General features: G+C 44.8%; 16 protein-coding genes. 10 read left to right on the forward strand and 6 right to left on the reverse strand.

All coding sequences use genetic code 11. The annotated features are described in order from the left end of the window. Positions 1 to 261 precede the first annotated feature (261 nt). Positions 262 to 501, forward strand: a complete 240-nt coding sequence (locus EP13_RS01785; RefSeq protein ID WP_044055704.1) for a hypothetical protein — start codon at positions 262 to 264, stop codon at positions 499 to 501. Here EP13_RS01785 and EP13_RS01790 read toward each other — a convergent pair. From EP13_RS01790 to EP13_RS01800, 3 genes are all read right to left on the reverse strand, one after another. Next, the gene (locus EP13_RS01790; RefSeq protein WP_081869414.1) at positions 488 to 1168 is read right to left on the reverse strand and encodes a haloacid dehalogenase type II; all 681 of its coding nucleotides are present in this window, start codon (positions 1166 to 1168) and stop codon (positions 488 to 490) included. The two genes, EP13_RS01785 and EP13_RS01790, sit on opposite strands and share 14 nt — an antisense overlap. 137 nt (positions 1169 to 1305) lie before the next feature. After that, complete coding sequence (locus EP13_RS01795; RefSeq protein ID WP_044055706.1) at positions 1306 to 2190, reverse strand: DMT family transporter; 885 nt, start codon at positions 2188 to 2190, stop codon at positions 1306 to 1308. Between the two features lie 233 nt (positions 2191 to 2423). After that, the gene (locus EP13_RS01800; protein ID WP_044055707.1) at positions 2424 to 2621 is read right to left on the reverse strand and encodes a hypothetical protein; all 198 of its coding nucleotides are present in this window, start codon (positions 2619 to 2621) and stop codon (positions 2424 to 2426) included. A 181-nt stretch (positions 2622 to 2802) separates the two neighbouring features. On the opposite strand from EP13_RS01800, the gene EP13_RS01805 reads away from it, so the two are divergent. Next, entirely contained in the window at positions 2803 to 6588 is a 3786-nt protein-coding gene (locus EP13_RS01805; protein ID WP_197035944.1) for an ATP-binding protein, read from the forward strand. A gap of 335 nt (positions 6589 to 6923) precedes the next feature. Beyond that, positions 6924 to 7190 (forward strand): DksA/TraR family C4-type zinc finger protein, encoded by a 267-nt coding sequence (locus EP13_RS01810; protein WP_044055708.1) that lies wholly within the window; start codon positions 6924 to 6926, stop codon positions 7188 to 7190. 124 nt (positions 7191 to 7314) lie between these two features. Here EP13_RS01810 and EP13_RS01815 read toward each other — a convergent pair whose 3' ends face one another. The 3 genes from EP13_RS01815 to EP13_RS01825 form a co-directional block, all read right to left on the reverse strand. Further along, positions 7315 to 7638: a DUF3392 family protein gene (locus EP13_RS01815; RefSeq protein ID WP_044055709.1), complete on the reverse strand. Its 324-nt coding sequence runs from the start codon at positions 7636 to 7638 to the stop codon at positions 7315 to 7317. A 105-nt stretch (positions 7639 to 7743) separates the two neighbouring features. Further along, positions 7744 to 8649, reverse strand: a complete 906-nt coding sequence (locus tag EP13_RS01820) for a sugar phosphate isomerase/epimerase family protein (RefSeq protein WP_044055710.1) — start codon at positions 8647 to 8649, stop codon at positions 7744 to 7746. Between the two features lie 10 nt (positions 8650 to 8659). Beyond that, positions 8660 to 9673 (reverse strand): LacI family DNA-binding transcriptional regulator, encoded by a 1014-nt coding sequence (locus EP13_RS01825; protein WP_044055712.1) that lies wholly within the window; start codon positions 9671 to 9673, stop codon positions 8660 to 8662. 433 nt (positions 9674 to 10106) lie between these two features. Between EP13_RS01825 and EP13_RS01830 the strand changes: the two genes are divergently transcribed. The 7 genes from EP13_RS01830 to EP13_RS01860 all read left to right on the forward strand — a co-directional run bounded on the left by EP13_RS01830 (position 10107) and on the right by EP13_RS01860 (position 17724). Then, positions 10107 to 11261, forward strand: coding sequence for a Gfo/Idh/MocA family protein (locus tag EP13_RS01830; protein ID WP_081869548.1), 1155 nt, complete (start codon positions 10107 to 10109; stop codon positions 11259 to 11261). A 54-nt stretch (positions 11262 to 11315) separates the two neighbouring features. Then, positions 11316 to 12398 (forward strand): sugar phosphate isomerase/epimerase family protein, encoded by a 1083-nt coding sequence (locus tag EP13_RS01835; protein WP_044446017.1) that lies wholly within the window; start codon positions 11316 to 11318, stop codon positions 12396 to 12398. 29 nt (positions 12399 to 12427) lie between these two features. Further along, positions 12428 to 13645 (forward strand): nucleoside permease, encoded by a 1218-nt coding sequence (locus EP13_RS01840; RefSeq protein ID WP_044055715.1) that lies wholly within the window; start codon positions 12428 to 12430, stop codon positions 13643 to 13645. Beyond that, a complete protein-coding gene (locus EP13_RS01845; RefSeq protein WP_044055716.1) occupies positions 13638 to 14546 on the forward strand; it encodes a hydroxypyruvate isomerase family protein in 909 nt (302 codons plus the stop codon). Before EP13_RS01840 ends, EP13_RS01845 begins: the two co-directional genes overlap by 8 nt. Positions 14547 to 14596: 50 nt before the next feature. Continuing rightward, the gene (locus tag EP13_RS01850; protein ID WP_044055717.1) at positions 14597 to 16282 is read left to right on the forward strand and encodes a GMC oxidoreductase; all 1686 of its coding nucleotides are present in this window, start codon (positions 14597 to 14599) and stop codon (positions 16280 to 16282) included. Next, entirely contained in the window at positions 16282 to 16899 is a 618-nt protein-coding gene (locus tag EP13_RS01855) for a gluconate 2-dehydrogenase subunit 3 family protein (RefSeq protein WP_044055719.1), read from the forward strand. Before EP13_RS01850 ends, EP13_RS01855 begins: the two co-directional genes overlap by 1 nt. 69 nt (positions 16900 to 16968) lie before the next feature. Next, on the forward strand, positions 16969 to 17724 hold the full coding sequence (locus EP13_RS01860; protein WP_044055720.1) for a 3-keto-disaccharide hydrolase: 756 nt from the start codon (positions 16969 to 16971) through the stop codon (positions 17722 to 17724). Positions 17725 to 17736 lie beyond the last annotated feature (12 nt).

Raw genomic sequence — 17736 nt, forward strand, 5'->3', positions numbered from 1 at the left:
CCCCCATTGTTATAAATGGGAATACGCGATAACTATAAAGCATGTTGGTGACACTTTCCGTAGATGAAAGGTTACACAAGCGCCGTAGGCCAATGTAGTCAAATAATTAAGAATGCACTAAAGCATCACTACGTATAATTTTTGCTACCTGATAACAATAATTTAATTGCTATAGTTCTCGTACTGACTGAAGGCTCGCAGAAGCCCTAATCTTTAATCAGAATAAAAACGCTGTGTATGACACAGTCGTTGGGGACCACCATGAAACAGCAATTATTGTTAGCCGTATCGGCCGTCTTTTTTTCATCCTCTGCCTTTGCTAACGGAGGCTTTGAACCTAACCCTAAAGCCTGCGTCAACGTAGGAAAAGAAATTAACCGAGTCAGCACCGAAATGAAGGTGGCAAAATCGGGCATTCAAAAGTCGTGGTTAAAACGCCAGCTTGGTGCGTTAGAATCAAAACGTTCTCACTGTTCAACCAAAGGTTTTAGCACTCGCTAGTGAGTGTATTGGCTAATTCGGTTAGCGTACTTAACACGTAGTCGGGTGTCAGCCCTAATGGGTACATGGTTTTACCTGGACGCTCGATAAACGTCGTTTGCAAACCTGCCGCCTTCGCGCCGCTCACATCCCACCCGTGGGCGGCGACCATCATCACCTCGCTTGGCAATGCACTAACCTGGTTACATGCCCAATGATATACGCTGGCATGGGGCTTATAGGTATGAATAGTCTCGGTGCTAAGTATGTGATCAAAACAATCTTTAATGTTGGCAAAACGTAGCTGCTCAGCTAATCCATTAATTGACGAATTAGACAAAGCCACTAGCGTAAAGCCCTTGTCTTTTAGGGCGTTGAGTGCCGGCTTAACGTCGGCATGGGGCGGTAATGCAGTGATATATTTTTTAATGGTTTGTTTTGCGTCTGACTGGCTAATCTCAATGTCTTTACTGTGCGCCACCATGACCAAAGCGGCCGCACCTATATCGATAAAGTCATGAAACTGACCCGATGCAATGTCCACGAGAGAATGATGAAGTAAAGTGGCAAACCATAAATCAACTAAGGTTTCATCACCGTTTAACACCGGGGCTAGCCCCTGCTTCATTTCATCCATATCAAGTAATGTTTCGTTAATATCGAAAATAAGTACTTTGGGTAACGTCATATACCGCTCCATGTTTTTATCGGCCAGCTTAAGAGGTTAATACTTCTACCTTATCAATTTAGATGATTTAACATAACCATTAACACCTAAGTGTAGCCACAGTGCCATGAAACTTTCTTAGGGAGGAAGGCGCCAGCCTAGTGGCCTGCTGGGGCGCCAAAACTGACCAAAACCGCCACACCAATCAATGCCACAATAGACCACAAAATCGTGGCTTTAGTCGCTTTTTCTCCGAGTACCCAGGCCACACCCAATGACATAAGTGCGCTAGTGGCAATGAGTGTTTGTACTACGGCTGCCTTGGCATACGCAAAGGCAAACATTTGCAAATAAATGGCGGCGGTGGTGCCTAATAACGTGGCAAGGATGAATGCAGGCCAAATTCTCTGACCTTTGGATATTGCAGGGAGCCAACGAGTTTTACCGCAGGCAATTAAGGGGACAACAAAGAACATGCCGCCGATAAGTCGCAGAAACGCAGCGCTTGCTGCATCGACGTCACCACTACCGAGAATGTCTCGACTAACCACGGCGCCTACTGCTTGGCAAAGCGCCGCCGCAACGCCATATAAGTAGCCACTGGTGGCAAAGACATGCGTGGTACTTCGCTTTCTGGCTTTTATAACCATGTCGACAGAGAGCAACACAATGGCCACGCCCACCCATTGCTGCCAGGTTATCCATTCACCAATAAAGGCCATGGCAAATAAAGCGGTAAATAAAGGCGCGAGTGTCTCTGCCACCAACACGGCTTGGCTATCGCCAATACTTTTTAGCGCTTTAAAAAAACAGGTGTCACCAATGCCGATACCAATAAAGCCACTAATTAGTAGCCAACATATAATGGAAACGTTCAGGCCCATAGGCGGCACAAAAAGTAATACTAGGCCAAGCAAAAGAATGGAAATAAGGCCTTTCCAAAAATTCATCGTGAGGGGTGAAAAGGCATTGCCTGTGCCACTAAATAACCTAGCAGCAATAGCCCAACACAATGCTGTACCTAAGGCAGCAAATACGCCCATGAACTTCTACACTCCAGAAAACACCAAAAAATAAGCGGCTATGCTAATGCAAAAAGAGGGAGGTGTAACTAATAAAGCATGATCGCAAAATAAGAAATGTAGCGTTGTTGCATTCCAAGCTTTTTATAACGGCAACGGGAATATTAGAACTGGCATAACCCCGGTTAACGATAAAGGACAGTTGACGGCTTACGCCGCAAGAGCCGCCACTGTTTCTTTGCCCGCAATGTAGGCTATTTGCCAAAGGTATTAGACAAGGTTGGGTTTAGATCAGAAAAGCTGTAGTGAGGCCCATCGGGTAACGTTGGACTCTCAGGGTTAATCTTATAAATTCGCTTTTCAAATAAAAGTGATGAGCCTGTTCCTGCATATACTTTCGTATAATCTTCAGGCTTTAGTTCTTGCATGTTCGATTTATGTTCGATATTCATGGTTTTACTCCTTTAATTAGTTTTTTTAAGTTGTGCTTTCTAGAACGCTTAATAAATAAAACCTTTTGGCGAAAATATGGATATCAAAGGAAGGACAATCAGCGGAAATAGGACAATTTATTCCTCTTTTGTCTCAATTTTTGTGTTTTTGTTATCGATTTATCAGCATCAAGCATATGCCTTGGGCGTCACTTTAGAAGGAAAAAATAGGTTTGATGGTATTCCTTCCGGAGTCATCAGAGATATTGAGGCAGTAGGGAACGCAGTCTATATTGCTTCAGAAAATGGTGTTTTCGAATTAATTGGGGGAAAAGCGGAAAAACTAAATTTCAACGACGATCAACTAAATACTGGAATCATTTCAGACATCGAGTATGACAACGAAGGGAATTTGTGGATTGTTGAATATGGTGTTGGTGTTTTTAAGTTAAATATAGCTACCAGGGCTGTTGAGGAATTTGTTAAAAGTGAAGGTTGGAAAAGGTTCGCATGGTCACTGAGTATTAGTGAAAGCCACGTTGCCGTGTCCATTATATCCGGTGTTTATTTAGTTGATAAAGATACAGGCAAAACTGAAGACTGGGCGGGCGAACTAGAGTTAGGGAAAATTGATAAAGCGTATTCAATGACCTATGGCGAATCTCAGTTTTATGTGGCGGTAAATGACGAACTTATAATATTGGAGGTGGATAAAAGGCGAATTCAAAGATTACCTCTTCAGGAAAACTTTAAATTATTATCTTCATTGCATCATGTAACCAAAACTAGCGATACATTGTATTTAGGTGGAAAAGAGGGGATATACGCAGTAACTGATGACAAGCATGCGTTTATCCCATTTGATGTTGAAATCGCGAAAAACATCAATCGCGTATCCGACATTTATGTATCTGCGGGCAATGAAGTTTGGGTGGCGGCAGGTGGCATGTTTCAGGTCTATGGAGATAGACTTCAGAGCCCGAGTTTCATGAATCCTATTCTCAATTCAGATAGTATTCGAAGCATTACAAAAATCTCAGAATCAACAACGGGAGATTTATTGTTTGCCTCTTCTCAGCTCGGTTTGGTGACGTTATCAAATATTCATCGTGGCATTAATCTTCTTCATCATAACGGGCAAGTACTACGAAGTAACGTTTCTGATTCTGGAATCGACTTATCTGGTGAAGCGCTACTGCAAGTAGGATCAAACAATTACGTACTAAATACGGGTAATGGCGCAATAGAAGAAAGAGAAGCTGGAAATGCCTCAGCCTGTTTGGACAATGCTGCGCTGATTTTTGAAAAGGTAATGCGCCGCAGTGAGCCAACGTTTGAGTATTGTAAGAGCCATTCCTTTCACACCTTTTATTCACCGGCAGGTATTTTGTATGCGTACTTATGGAATGGGGACGACGCAAGTTACTTTTTGATTGATAACGATAGAGTTGTAGATCAAATAGAAGCGCCTTCTCACCTAGTTTTTGCGACACTTTCAAATGCAGGTGAAATTATTGCGTATGACTCTAAAGGGAATGTTCATATTCAACTTTCAAAAGTGAATTGGAAAATTGTTAACTTTAAAGGTGGGGATTGGTCGCACATCACATGTTTAGTCGAGCTGTCAGATTCATTCCTAGTGTGTACTTCTGGAATGGGTCTTAAGCAAATAAGCAAAACTACAGGTGAGGTGAGCTCTAGCCTCTTTATGTTGGATGAGCAACTACGATTTATTAGAGGAGGTATTATTAGTAGCAATGGACAGCTATGGATTGCGTCGAATATGGGGTTGTTTGTTCACGATATTGAACAAAAGTCGACTAACTTTCTTGGGAAACAAAATGGGATTTTAGATACAGATTTTGAATATGGAAGCCTCATTCAGTTTGGTAGCAAAATAGTGGTTTTAGGCGACCGATATTCTTATTTAATTGATGAAAAGAAAGTATTGGCCGCGCTTGAAAACGACCCAGAAAATAAACCTCAAGCTGTTTTTACAAAGCTTTCGTGGGATCGAAGTGATAGTGTAAACGTCTATTACATGCCTCCAAATAGCTCTGGTACCTATGACATTTATGACGGATACAGTGATATTTCTATTCACATAGGAACGAACAGCTTTCGTTCTTACGCCGACCAAAATATCGAGTTTCGTATAAAAGGAGTTTTTGATGAGTGGGTTCTTCATCACGACTCATATATGCTGCTTAAAATGTCGGATTTAGGGGCTGGTCAATATGAATTGGAAGCGAGAATACGAGGGAAGTACTCAAAAGGCGAAATATCTCGCTTAAACCTCACTATCCATCCTCCTTTTTACGCGTCGAATATGGCCTTTTCTTTTTATGCCATTGCGCTTGTTTTGTTATTTACGGTAGCCAAATTGGGGTATTTAAAACCAGCTGTTTCTTTCGTTAGAGACACACGAATTTATCAGTTTCTTACGCGCTATGAGTTAACCGACGGCCAGTCAAAATTTGAGAAGATGCTAAGAGCAAAAGAGCAGCATATCGGCGATATAGCCCATGAATTGAAAACGCCTTTGCAACTCATGTTCAATACTATCGAGAATAAAAAAGGGGTAAATGGGCTAGAGGATGCCACGCTGACCGCTATGCATGAGAATGCTAAACGCATTCAAAACCTAGTGGAACAAATTAGCTCTACTGCGCCATCTATATCTAGCGGCGTCGCCATTTATAAACTTTATGATGTTGAAAAGGTAAAGTATGTAGTAACCAGCTTAGCGCCTTTGGCGGATGTTAAAAAGCAACAGTTAGACGTAACTGTAAAAGGAAGTTCGGGAATATCACTTATCAACGATAGCCTAGAAAAAATTGTCACCAATTTAGTGGAAAATGCTATCAAATATACCCCTGAACGCGGTCATATAAAGGTGTCGGCGGTGCTTAACCAAGATAGTTTACGCATTGTTGTGAGTGATAATGGCGAGGGTATTGCCGAAAATGATCACGCTAAAGTGTTGAACCGATTTGCCAGAGCGCATAAGGGGAAAGAAAAGGGCGAGGGTGTTGGCTTGGCATTGGTGAACGATTTAGTGAAGCTTAACCAAGGCACGATGGTTTTAGACAGTGCGTTAAGTAAAGGAACAAAGTGGATAATTACGCTTCCCCTCGATGATGTTGATTTCATCAATGAAGAACAATCTAACGGGGCGAAAAGCAAAGCGTGGGGGGAGCGGAAAACTCTACTCTTGATTGATGATAACCGCGTGTTTAGAACCTATCTGTTTAATTATTTTTCAGATACCTACCGTTGCCTAATTGCTAAGAACGGTAAGCAAGCGTTAAGTATTCTGAAAAACTACCCTGTGGATCTTATTATTTCAGACCTGTTGATGGCGCCTACAAATGGTATCGAGTTCATCCAGAAATTGAGGCACAAGCCAGAATTAGCTAGCGTCCCTGTTATCATTCTTACGGCAAATACCGATGAAGATGCAAAGCGCAAAGCGCTTGAGGCAAAAGTCGACCACTACTTAACTAAGCCGGTCGATAACGACGAACTAAGATTACATGTAGAAAGGCTATTGTCCTTAAGGTCGATACCTCATATGCAGGGTAGAAAGTTACCTCAACTCGGAGAGTCACTGGATATTCCAGAGTTAACGTCAGAAAAGGACATGAACTTTTATTTAAACTTCATCGAAGTTTTAGAAAAAAACTATAAAAATGAATATTTCAGTCGAGATATGGCAGCTAGCATGCTTACCATGAGTTCACGTAGCTTAAATCGGCGTTTATCGGAGCTGTTTGAGTATAACTTCAGTGAATTCCTTACGCGTTTTAGGGTGGATAAGTCTATACCTCTCTTACTTAACGGCACCACAGTAATCGATGCCTGCATGGAAGTAGGTTTTGGTACGCCATCGTACTTTTCAACCAGCTTTAAGCGGGTAAAGGGCTTACCTCCACGTAAATTTGTAGATACGAAAAAGGTAGGGGAAAACGCGCCAAGCGCTTCTTAGCTCTTAAATTTTCACGTCAAGATTAGGCGGTCTTAGTTTTCTTGGACAACGGTGAAAGGGCTAAGCCATTACCTATCGATCCAAACGACTTATCATCCCTGGGTTCATTTCTGAACTTATAAGCACGTTTATTAAACTACAGGGCAAACCACTGCAATAGTTTCTTCGTTGTAAGTAAATCATGCAACAAAATGGCCACTCAACGCTGAGTCTAGCCACAGTAAATAACATAACCCCTTGTATTCATTATTAAACCCACTTTGCTAATACCTCCCGGCATTGCGTTTGCTTTACTTACTACCTTAATTGCTTAAGACGACGTTTTGGGAGGACACATGGCGGGTGGTTGGGCAAAAGATGGGGCGGTACAGGATCAAATAGACGCAAGTGTTGAAGATGCAGTTGCGCGGGCAAAGAGCAACATGTACCAAGGTGACAGTGCTGAGTTCTGTGTAGAGTGTGACGTGCGTATTCCCGAGCGTAGACGCGTGGCAGTGCCTGGCGTGCAACTATGCATAAACTGCCAAGCCGAGCTAGAAAAAGACGCGAAGGTCGAATCCTCGTTTAACCGCCGAGGTAGTAAAGACAGTCAATTACGGTAATCGCGATGCATTAACTATCGTTTTTAAGCGGTTTAATGAAGTGTGAAAAGCCAGGCAACATTTTGTAGGTTATTGGCCGCTTACCTAAAATAGGTCCGGCCATTCCACATTAAGCATACTCGCGCTAAATATATCGTCGCCTTTCAGCTAAAAAGCCAAGTAACAGAAATGACGCTACAAACCCCACGCCTTGATATTGCCAAGGCAAATAGGCAATCACATGGTTTAAGAAAGGGGCACCGTATAAGGTCAGTGCACCATAGCCAAAAGCGCACAACACCACGAAAAGACTCACCCGGATAACAAAATGATAAGGGGCTAAAAGCCGTTTAACATGGCCGTTGATAATGTCGCCGTACACCACCAATATAGTGGCCATCAGCATAATACTCATTTCTGTATAGTAGGGGCTAAGCGCGCGTGAAACGGCGCTAAATAATTCTGTCATTGTGTTTTTTCTAGTGGGTAAGTCAAAACCTACAACTTAACGGTGCCCTACAGTTTACCGGTTTGTAACCACTTGCAGAAGTGTTTTACTACACTATATCTTCGCTTAGCCTAGGGTGTGATTAAGTGCAGTCACCGCTTTATACCCTTGTTCAATGGTGGCTATTCTGTCATTGGTTTGGTCCCGCTCTACAAATTTATGCTCTATTCCAGCTAGCTTTCCGTGAGCGAAAATGTTTTCAAAATCTATTACCCCTGTGCCTACATCGGCAAAGCTACCATCTTTTGCCATATCTTTAACGTGCCATAACTTAAACCGGCCAGGGTAATTTTTGAAGTAGGCAATAGGGTCTTTATTGGCTTTAACAGCCCAATACAAATCTAATTCAATGGCGAGATTATTTGGGTCGGTGTTTTCGATAAGTACATCTAAAGGAATTTTCCCTTCGCGGTTTTCAAACTCAAAGTCATGGTTGTGATACGCAAGTGTAATCCCTTCTTTTTGGCATGCTTCACCTAGGGTGTTTAGTTTTTCAGCAAGCTTTTGGTAGGGAGATATACCCGTGCCACGTTGTGCTTCACTCAGCCAGGGCACGACCAAATATTTATGGCCAACAGTCTGAGCATCATCAAGAATTTTTGTCAGTTGGGTATCAAAATCGGTAAGCTGAATATGAGCAGAAGGCGCGGTTAATCCCTCTTCGTCTAGCATGCGCCTAATGTCTTTAGCGCGGTGCCCAAAGTAGCCCGCAAATTCCATCTCTTTGTAACCAATAGAAGAAACAAGTTTAAGCGTTGCCGGTACACTCACCTTCATAATGTCACGTAATGTATATAGCTGTAGGCCTATCGGTGCATCTTTCATTGTGTGTGGCTTATGGTTATGCCCCAACACCTGAGACGCAAAGGTTAACCCTGCTGCCGAAGATGCAAGCTTTATAAAATGCCGTCTGCTACATGCTCTGCTATTGAGCTTTAGATCTCGCTTAAAATGTGATGATGTGGGCAACATAGTTTATCCTTTACATTGTTTTTACGGGGCCTGTGCTTTGTCGAGTAATTAACTCAAAAGGCATAATAACTTTGGGTGCTTTGCGCGTTTTACCATTTAATACATCAACCAAAAGGGTGACTGCCGTTCGGCCAAATTCCTCTGCGGGTTGGGCGATAGTCGTAAGCGGTGGGTCGCAAAAAGCAGAGAAGGCAATATCGTCGAAGCCAGCAACTGAAATATCATCGGGTACACGCATGCCTACTTGTTTGAAGGCTTGTATGGTTCCTATGGCGGTTTCGTCATTTTCACAAAATACTGCGGTAGGGCGCAGCTTTTCATCAATTTTTGCAATGTCCGCACCAGCCTTATAGCCCGCTTGTAGTGTAAAGTCACCGGGGAACAACAAGTTCTCATTAAAAGGCAGGTTAGCTTCGCGTAAGGCATCTTTGTATCCAAGCAACCTGTCTTGCGTTAGCGGGCTAGAATCGGGGCCTTTGATCATGGCAATACGGGTGTGACCAAATTCTATCAAGTGGCGTGTCATTGCTTTTGCGGCTGCGCGATTATCCAGTGTCACAACGGGGTATTTACCGCAATCAATCACTTCACAGGCGTTTACCATTGGCAAAAGCCCGTTGTCATTCATCAAGCTGTCATCGAGCGGTATTTGCGCCCGTAACTGAATAAGACCATCAGCTTGAGAGGTACTTACCATTTTTGCGTATTGGGCTTCAGTGTCTGGATTGCCTAGCGTGTTGGCGAGTAAAATGGAATAGCCTAACTCTGCTGCCGCTTCTTGCATGCCGCTAATTACCCGGGCAAAAAACACGTTGGCCACAGTGGGTACAAGCACCACTAAATTGTGAGTTTTTCCAGAGCGAAATTTCACCGCCATTAAATTTGGCTTGTATCCTACCGCGTCTACCGCAGCCATAACTCTATTTCGGGTTTTCAAAGAAACCCGTTCAGGTTGTTGCAATGTGCGTGAAACCGTTGCAACCGACACGCCAGCGCTGTCAGCCACATCTCTTATATTCGCCATATTCCGCTAAATTTCCAGTGTGATACTTATTTGATCTTTATGATTTTCATGGGTTACGAAACAGAAATGTTTAAAAATGTAACCGTTATCATTTTTATAAGAGGATACGATTGTTTTAGAGAAAATCCAATAAATATTGTTGATCAAATGTAAATTATCGCATTAATTACGCTCAGCAATCCTGCTTTTGCTCAATTACCCCCCTCTAAAAGCGCGAATTTTTACTACGAATCAAACTTTAGTTTAATGATAATCGCCAAAATACATTGACATCGTAAAATGTAATCCGTTACATTTTAACGAAAGTTACAATTAAATAACATTGCGTAGCTGTTTGTGTGTGATACTGGCGCCGTTTTTCGGCGCGCCGTAAGCAAATGGGTATTCAACAAACAGCGAATTCAAGTGAAGGCGGGAGTTAAATATGGCGCAGATGCAACCCATTCGTATGGGAATGATTGGTGGTGGGGAAGGTGCGTTCATCGGGGCTGTGCATCGCCATGCGGCGGGATTAGATGGTCACTACACACTCGTGTGTGGTGCGTTTAGCCGCAACGAAGAAAACAACCTTCGCACCGCTGAAGCCTTAAATGTTGCCAAAGCCCGTACTTACGATAATTGGCAGTTTATGTTGGAAGAAGAGTCTCGTCTTCCTGAAGATGAACGTATGCAAGTGGTGGTTATCGTTACTCCTAATCATTTGCATGTGCCTATATCTATTGCCGCCATTAAGGCCGGTTTTCATGTGTTTTGTGAAAAGCCAGCTGGTGTGAATCTCCATGAAGTTATTACGCTACAAGATACGCTCAATGCGTCTCATTCCTTGTATGGACTGGCGCATACCTATCTAGGCTACCCCATGGTTTGGCAAGCAAAGCATATGGTGGAAAGTGGGCAGCTTGGCACAATCAGAAAAGTATTTGTGGAATACCCTCAAGGGTGGCTTTCAGCGAATGAAGAAAGTCATAACAAGCAAGCTGCATGGCGGACAGACCCAGAGCTCGCAGGGGGCAGCGGCTGTATGGGCGATATAGGCACACATGCTTTCGGCTTAGTTGAATTTGTTTTAAACGATTACGTGAACGCACTGAGTGGCGAATTATATACCCATGTTGAGGGTCGTCGCCTAGATGACGATGGTGCTGCGCTTATTAAAACGAAAAAGGGAGCAACAGGTGTGCTGATTGCTAGCCAGGTCTGTGCGGGAGAGGAAAATGCACTCAAAATTCGCGTTTATGGCGAGAAGGGCGGAATTGAGTGGAAGCAAATGGAGCCCAATTCTCTCGTGTATCGTCCTACTGATGCACCCTATCAAGTGCTACGCGCTGGCCTAGGTCAAGCCGGCTTGTGCGATCAAGCAATCAGCCGGTGCCGTATTCCAGGTGGTCACCCAGAAGGGTATTTAGAGGCCATGGCAAATCTATACACGGGTTTCGCCAACGCCATTAGAGAAGGCCAAACCGGGCAAGCTGATGGGGTGCCTGGTGTGAAGTCTGGTTTGCGAGGCATGGTCTTTATTGATGCCATGTTGGCCAGTGCCCAGAGCGAGCAAAAATGGCAAACCGTCAGCGACGTAGGCACGCAATAAAAAGCCTTTATGGGCTTTAATTCACAATTAATCACCGAATAAAGGTAACTTCCTATGGCGAGCGAAAGCACAACATCTTCTCTTGGCACAATAAAGGGGCCTGCAATCTTCTTAGCCCAATTTATGGGTCAAGAGGCACCTTTCGATACATTAGAAAATATGGCGAAGTGGGCTGCGTCTCAAGGGTATAAGGGTATCCAAGTACCTACCGACCCTAAATTGTTTGATTTAGAAAAAGCGGCAGAGAGCCAACAGTACTGCGACGACATTGCACAGGTGTGTCGTCAGGCCGGGGTAGAGATCACCGAGTTATCAACACATTTGCAAGGGCAGTTGGTGGCCGTTCATCCAGCCTACGACGAGCTATTTGATAACTTTGCGCCACCCCATCTGCATGGAAAACCAAAAGCAAGAACAGAATGGGCCGTCAATCAATTGAAGTGCGCAGCTATCGCCAGCCAGCGTTTAGGGCTTAAGGCACATGCCACTTTTTCTGGCGCGTTAATGTGGCATTTAGTGTATCCATGGCCGCAGCGCCCAGCAGGGCTAGTAGCGCAAGGCTTTGCTGAATTAGCAAAACGGTGGCTACCTATTCTAGATGCGTTTGATGCGGCAGGTGTAGATGTTTGTTACGAAATTCACCCCGGCGAAGATCTGCATGACGGCGCCTCCTTCGAGCAATTTTTAGCTGCGGTTAACGACCACCCCCGTGCGAATATTTTGTTCGACCCAAGCCACTTTGTGCTACAGCAATTGGATTATCTCGATTTCATCGACCGTTACCACGCTCGCATAAAAATGTTTCATGTGAAAGATGCAGAGTTTAACCCCAATGGGCGTAGCGGGGTGTACGGAGGGTATCAAGACTGGCAATCCCGCCCAGGGCGTTTTCGTTCCCTTGGCGATGGTCAAGTCGACTTCAAAGGCATTTTTAGCAAGCTCACGCAATATGGGTTTAACGGCTGGGCAGTACTGGAATGGGAATGCTGTCTGAAGGATTCAGCGCAAGGCGCTGCTGAAGGCGCGCCTTTTATTGCTCAACACATCATTCAGCCTACAGGGTATGCCTTTGATGACTTCGCCGGCGGGGAAGTCAGCACCGAAAAAAATAACCGCATTCTTGGTATTAACGACTAGCTGGCCACTGACAAAGGATAACAATAATCATGATAAACCTACGTCTGAGCATAATGATGTTTTTGCAGTTCTTTATTTGGGGTGGCTGGTTTGTCACTTTAGGGACTTACTTAGCCAATACGCTAGCCGCTAGCGGTGGGCAAATAGGCATGGCATTTTCGACCCAAAGCTGGGGCGCAATTATTGCCCCGTTTGTGGTAGGGCTAATTGCAGATAGGTTCTTTAACGCAGAACGTATTTTGGGTGTGCTTCATATTGTAGGCGCAATACTGATGTACTTTATGTATCAAGCCGACAATTTTGTTGCCTTTTACCCGTATGTGCTGGGCTACATGGTGGTGTATATGCCTACTCTGGCATTGGTGAATGCGGTGGCATTCGGCCAAATGCAAGACCCGTCGAAAGAGTTCGGCAAGGTACGGGTTTGGGGAACCATAGGCTGGATTGTGGCGGGGCTAATGATTAGCTACGTATTTTCCTGGGACTCAGCGGTAGCTATTGCTGATGGGCAACTGCGCTATACCTTCTTATTGTGTGCTGTCGCCTCATTATTACTAGGGGTGTTTAGTTTCAGCCTGCCAAACACGCCGCCCAAAGCCGTAGGGCAAAAAACAGGTATTCGCGAGCTACTCGGGTTAGATGCGCTGGTTTTGCTAAAAGATAAAAACTTCTTAGTGTTTTTTCTCTCCTCGGTTCTTATTTGTATTCCACTGGCCTTTTATTACCAGAACGCTAACCCATTTTTAACGGAAATTGGTGTTGAGAATGCCACTGGGAAAATGACGTTGGGGCAAGTCTCTGAAGTGCTTTTCATGCTTGCCTTGCCTATTTTTCTTAATCGGTTCGGCCTTAAAGTTACCCTGCTGATTGGCATGGCGGCATGGGTTCTCAGGTACGTGCTGTTTGCCTACGGGAACGCCGATGAAACCTTGTACATGCTGATCGTGGGTATAGCTCTTCACGGTATTTGTTACGATTTCTTTTTTGTGTCAGGGCAAATCTATACAGACGCCAAGGCAGGAGAATCTGCAAAAAGTGCAGCTCAAGGGCTTATCACCTTGGCTACCTATGGCGTAGGCATGCTGGTGGGGTTTGCAGTAGCAGGCATGATCACAGATCGCTACACCACGGAAGCCTCAGTTCACGAATGGCAACAAATTTGGCTATTCCCCGCTGCATTTGCTGCGGTGGTCTTCCTTATTTTTCTTTTCATGTTCAAAAGCGAGAAGGAAAAAATCAATGCTTAATCACAGCAGAAGGCACCTCATTAAAGCCATGACATACACAGGTGCGGGGATACTGGCAGGTTCTTCAGTACTCGCCCATGGGCAACCGCTAAATACCCAAAACGCGGAAGGAACAGGCATGCCAAAGTTAAAGGGAAATATAAATCATTCGGTGAGTCGATGGACGTACGGTAGCCTCACTATTGAAGAGTTATGCCAAACAGTGAAATCCCTCGGCTTTAACGCCATTGATTTAGTCGGGCCAGAAGATTGGCCCGTGCTCAAACAATATGGCATTGATTCGTCAATGTGTAATGGTGCGGAAATTGGGCTAGAAGATGGTTTTATCCACCCTCAGCATCACGATGAATTAGTGGAACGGTACTTAGCACATATCGACTTAGTCGCGGATGCCGGCTATCGCAACCTCATTTGTTTTAGCGGTAACGCTCGAGGAATGGGTCGGCAGGAAGGGCTCGAAAATGCAGTCAAAGGGCTGCAACGCATATTGCCTCACGCAGAAAAGCGAGGGGTGACTATTTTTATGGAATTGTTTAATAGTAAAGTCGATCACCCCGACTACATGGCCGACAATTCGGCCTGGGGAATTGAGTTATGCCAAGCGCTCAATAGCCCTCATTTTTCTCTGCTATATGACATTTACCATATGCAAATTAATGAAGGCGACATTATTCATACCATTCAACAGTATCACCACTATTTCGGCCACTATCACACCGCCGGTGTACCAGGGCGTCACGAAATAGATCACACCCAGGAATTAAATTATGCAGCCATAGCTCGGGCCATTAGAGAAACCGGGTTTGATGGCTATTTAGCACAGGAATTTATTCCAACACCGAAGAGTAGAGCAGGCAAGATAGCGTCGCTTCGCCAAGCGATTGAAATCTGCGATATATGATTTTTAATGCACAGCCGCAAGGGTCGGCAACAGTGCAAAAGGGGTAGGAAATGGCAAATAACGACTATGATGCAATTGTGGTTGGCTCAGGTATTAGTGGCGGATGGGCAGCAAAAGAGTTGTCTGAGAAAGGCCTAAAGGTATTAATGCTAGAGCGCGGAAAAAATATAGAGCACATAAAAGACTATAAAAATGCGCATAAAGAGGATTGGGATTTTCCTCATCGGGATTTAGCTACCCAAGCAATGAAAATTGAATATCCGGTACTGAAGCGCGATTACCCACTGAATGAAAAAACCTATGGCATGTGGGCGAATGAAAAAGAAAACCCTTACACAGAAGATAAGCGCTTCGATTGGTATCGCGGTTATCACGTGGGTGGCCGCTCTCTACTTTGGGGAAGACAAAGTTATCGTCTAAATAGAGAAGATTTTGAAGCCAATGGGAAAGAAGGCATTGCTGTTGATTGGCCCATTCGATATGAAGATATCGCCCCTTGGTACGACTATGTAGAAAAATTTGCAGGCATCAGTGGAAATCGGGATGGGTTAGATGTACTCCCTGATGGCATCTTTCAGCCAGCCATGGCACTAAATTGCGTAGAAAAAGACGTGGCAGCAAGAGTTAAAAAAGCATTTAAGGGCAGTCGCCATATTATTTCTGGGCGCACTTCTAACATGACAGAACCTAAGCCGGAACACGGTAGAGTGAATTGTCAGTACCGCAATAAATGTTGGCTAGGTTGTCCTTTCGGAGGCTATTTCAGTACGCAAAGTTCCACGTTGCCAGCTGCTATGAAAACTGGAAATTTGACGTTACGTCCTTTCTCCATTGTAAAAGAAATTTTATACGATAAAGATAAAAAGCGAGCCACTGGCGTTGAAGTGATCGATGCCGAAACAAACCAAACCTACGTCTTTAAAAGTAAGATAGTGTTTGTAAATGCGTCTGCCTTTAATTCTACCTGGCTATTGATGAACTCTGCCACTGATGTTTGGGATGGCGGACTAGGCAGTAGCAGCGGAGAGCTGGGTCACAACGTTATGGATCATCATTTCAGAGTGGGGGCTTCGGCGCCGGTGGAAGGATTTGAGGACAAATACACCTATGGCCGACGACCCAGTGGCTTTTACGTTCCTAGGTTTAGGAATTGGGGGAACGACAAACGTGATTACCTGCGTGGCTTTGGTTATCAAGGTGGAGCAGGACGTGGTGGTTGGAGTAAAGATGTGGCTGAACTTGGTGTGGGGGCAGGCTTAAAAGAAACGCTGTCAGAGCCAGGTGATTGGACAATTGGAATGACAGGGTTTGGGGAAATGCTTCCTGATCACGAGAACCGCATCTACCTGAATAAAAAGGTCACCGATAAATGGGGGCTTCCGGTACTTGCCATGGATGTAGAAATTAAAGAAAACGAACTCAAAATGCGCAAAGACATGCAGCAAGATGCTATGGAAATGTTTGAAGCGGCGGGGCTTAAAAACGTGCAAGGCTGGGATGCTGAGTATGCCCCGGGGATGGGTATTCATGAAATGGGTACGGCAAGAATGGGTAGAGATCCAAAAACCTCGGTACTCAACGGTCACAACCAAGTATGGGACGCCCCCAATGTGTTTGTCACTGACGGCGCTTGCATGACTTCAGCAAGCTGCGTTAATCCTTCGCTAACTTACATGGCACTTACTGCCAGAGCGGCCAGCTTTGCCGTAGAGGAACTCAAAAGAGGTAACCTTTAATGCAACGACGCGACTTACTAAAACTGATAGCCACTGCTACCGGAACTATGATGGTAGGCGGGCAGGCTTTGGCCTATGACTTAGTGCAACCTGTACCCTTGAGTGATACCGGGTTTAGCAAAGACGAGGTTGCTTTGCTTAACGAAATGGGGGAGGTCATTCTACCTAAAACGGATACGCCAGGGGCAAAAGAGGCCAATGTGGGGGCGACAATGGCGGTGTTGGTTGCCGATTGCTACACGCCTGTCTTACAGAAAACCTTTAAGCAGGGGTTACTCGATATCAACAAGCGCTGTAAAAAAGCGTATGGCAACGATTTTTTATTATTGTCTGCTGAACAACGAACTGCCCTTTTCAATACGCTAGACACAGAAGCGAAAGCTGCCAATCTTGCGAAAGGGTTGTCTGCAAATCTTGAAATGAGCCGCCCAAATCATTGGGAACCGGGTGATGCCGCCCCTGCGCCACATTACTTTACGTTACTAAAGCAATTAACCCTGTATTGCTTTTTTACCTCGAAAGTGGGAGCCACCAAGGTGCTTAGATACGTGGCAATTCCGGGGTACTACGATGGCGACTTCCCTTATAAAAAAGGCGACAAAGCATGGGCAACATAACGTCTGAACCAAATCGCTTTCAGACAAAATAGCCATCGTTCTTAAAGACACTATGAGATAGGAAATACCATGACCTTAAGAAAACAATGCCTAATCGCACTTTCACTGACGTGTGCTATGTCGGGCAGTGCAATAAGCCAAGAAGATAACGGGCTTACTCGGGCTCAGCAGGCGGCGAAAACAGAAGTATGGGAACCGGTTCCGGCAGCCGTCACGGCCAATAAAGGAGAGGTGCCTTCAGACGCTATTGCGCTATTTGGCGAGGGGCTTAATGCATGGACTGCCATGGATGAAACGCCAGCAGACTGGACGGTTAAGGGGAATGTGGTGACGGTGAAACCAGGGGCCGGGGACATTAAAACAAAACAAGCGTTTTGCGACATTCAGTTGCACCTAGAATGGAAAGTGCCAGCACCTGACGCCACCATGAAAGGTCAACAACGTAATAACAGCGGTCTATTCCTACAGCAACGTTATGAAATTCAAGTACTTGATTCATATAACAACCAAACCTACCCGAACGGACAAGCGGGAAGCGTCTACAAGCAGACTATTCCGCTGGTCAATGCCATGAGACCGCCTGAGACATGGCAGGAATACGATATTATCTATTCTGCCCCTGTGTTTGACGGCGAGCAGCTTGTGAAACCCGGATTTGTGACGGTGTTACATAACGGGGTTTTAGTACAAAACCATACTGAAATTCAGGGAACTACCGAGTGGATAGGCGCGCCTAAATACCGAGCTCACGGTTGCGCACCTCTGCAATTACAAGATCATGGCAATAAGGTTAGCTTTCGCAATATGTGGGTAAGAGAGCTGTAAATTGGCCACCTA

The organism is Alteromonas australica (assembly GCF_000730385.1).
Taxonomy (GTDB): Bacteria; Pseudomonadota; Gammaproteobacteria; order Enterobacterales; family Alteromonadaceae; genus Alteromonas; species Alteromonas australica.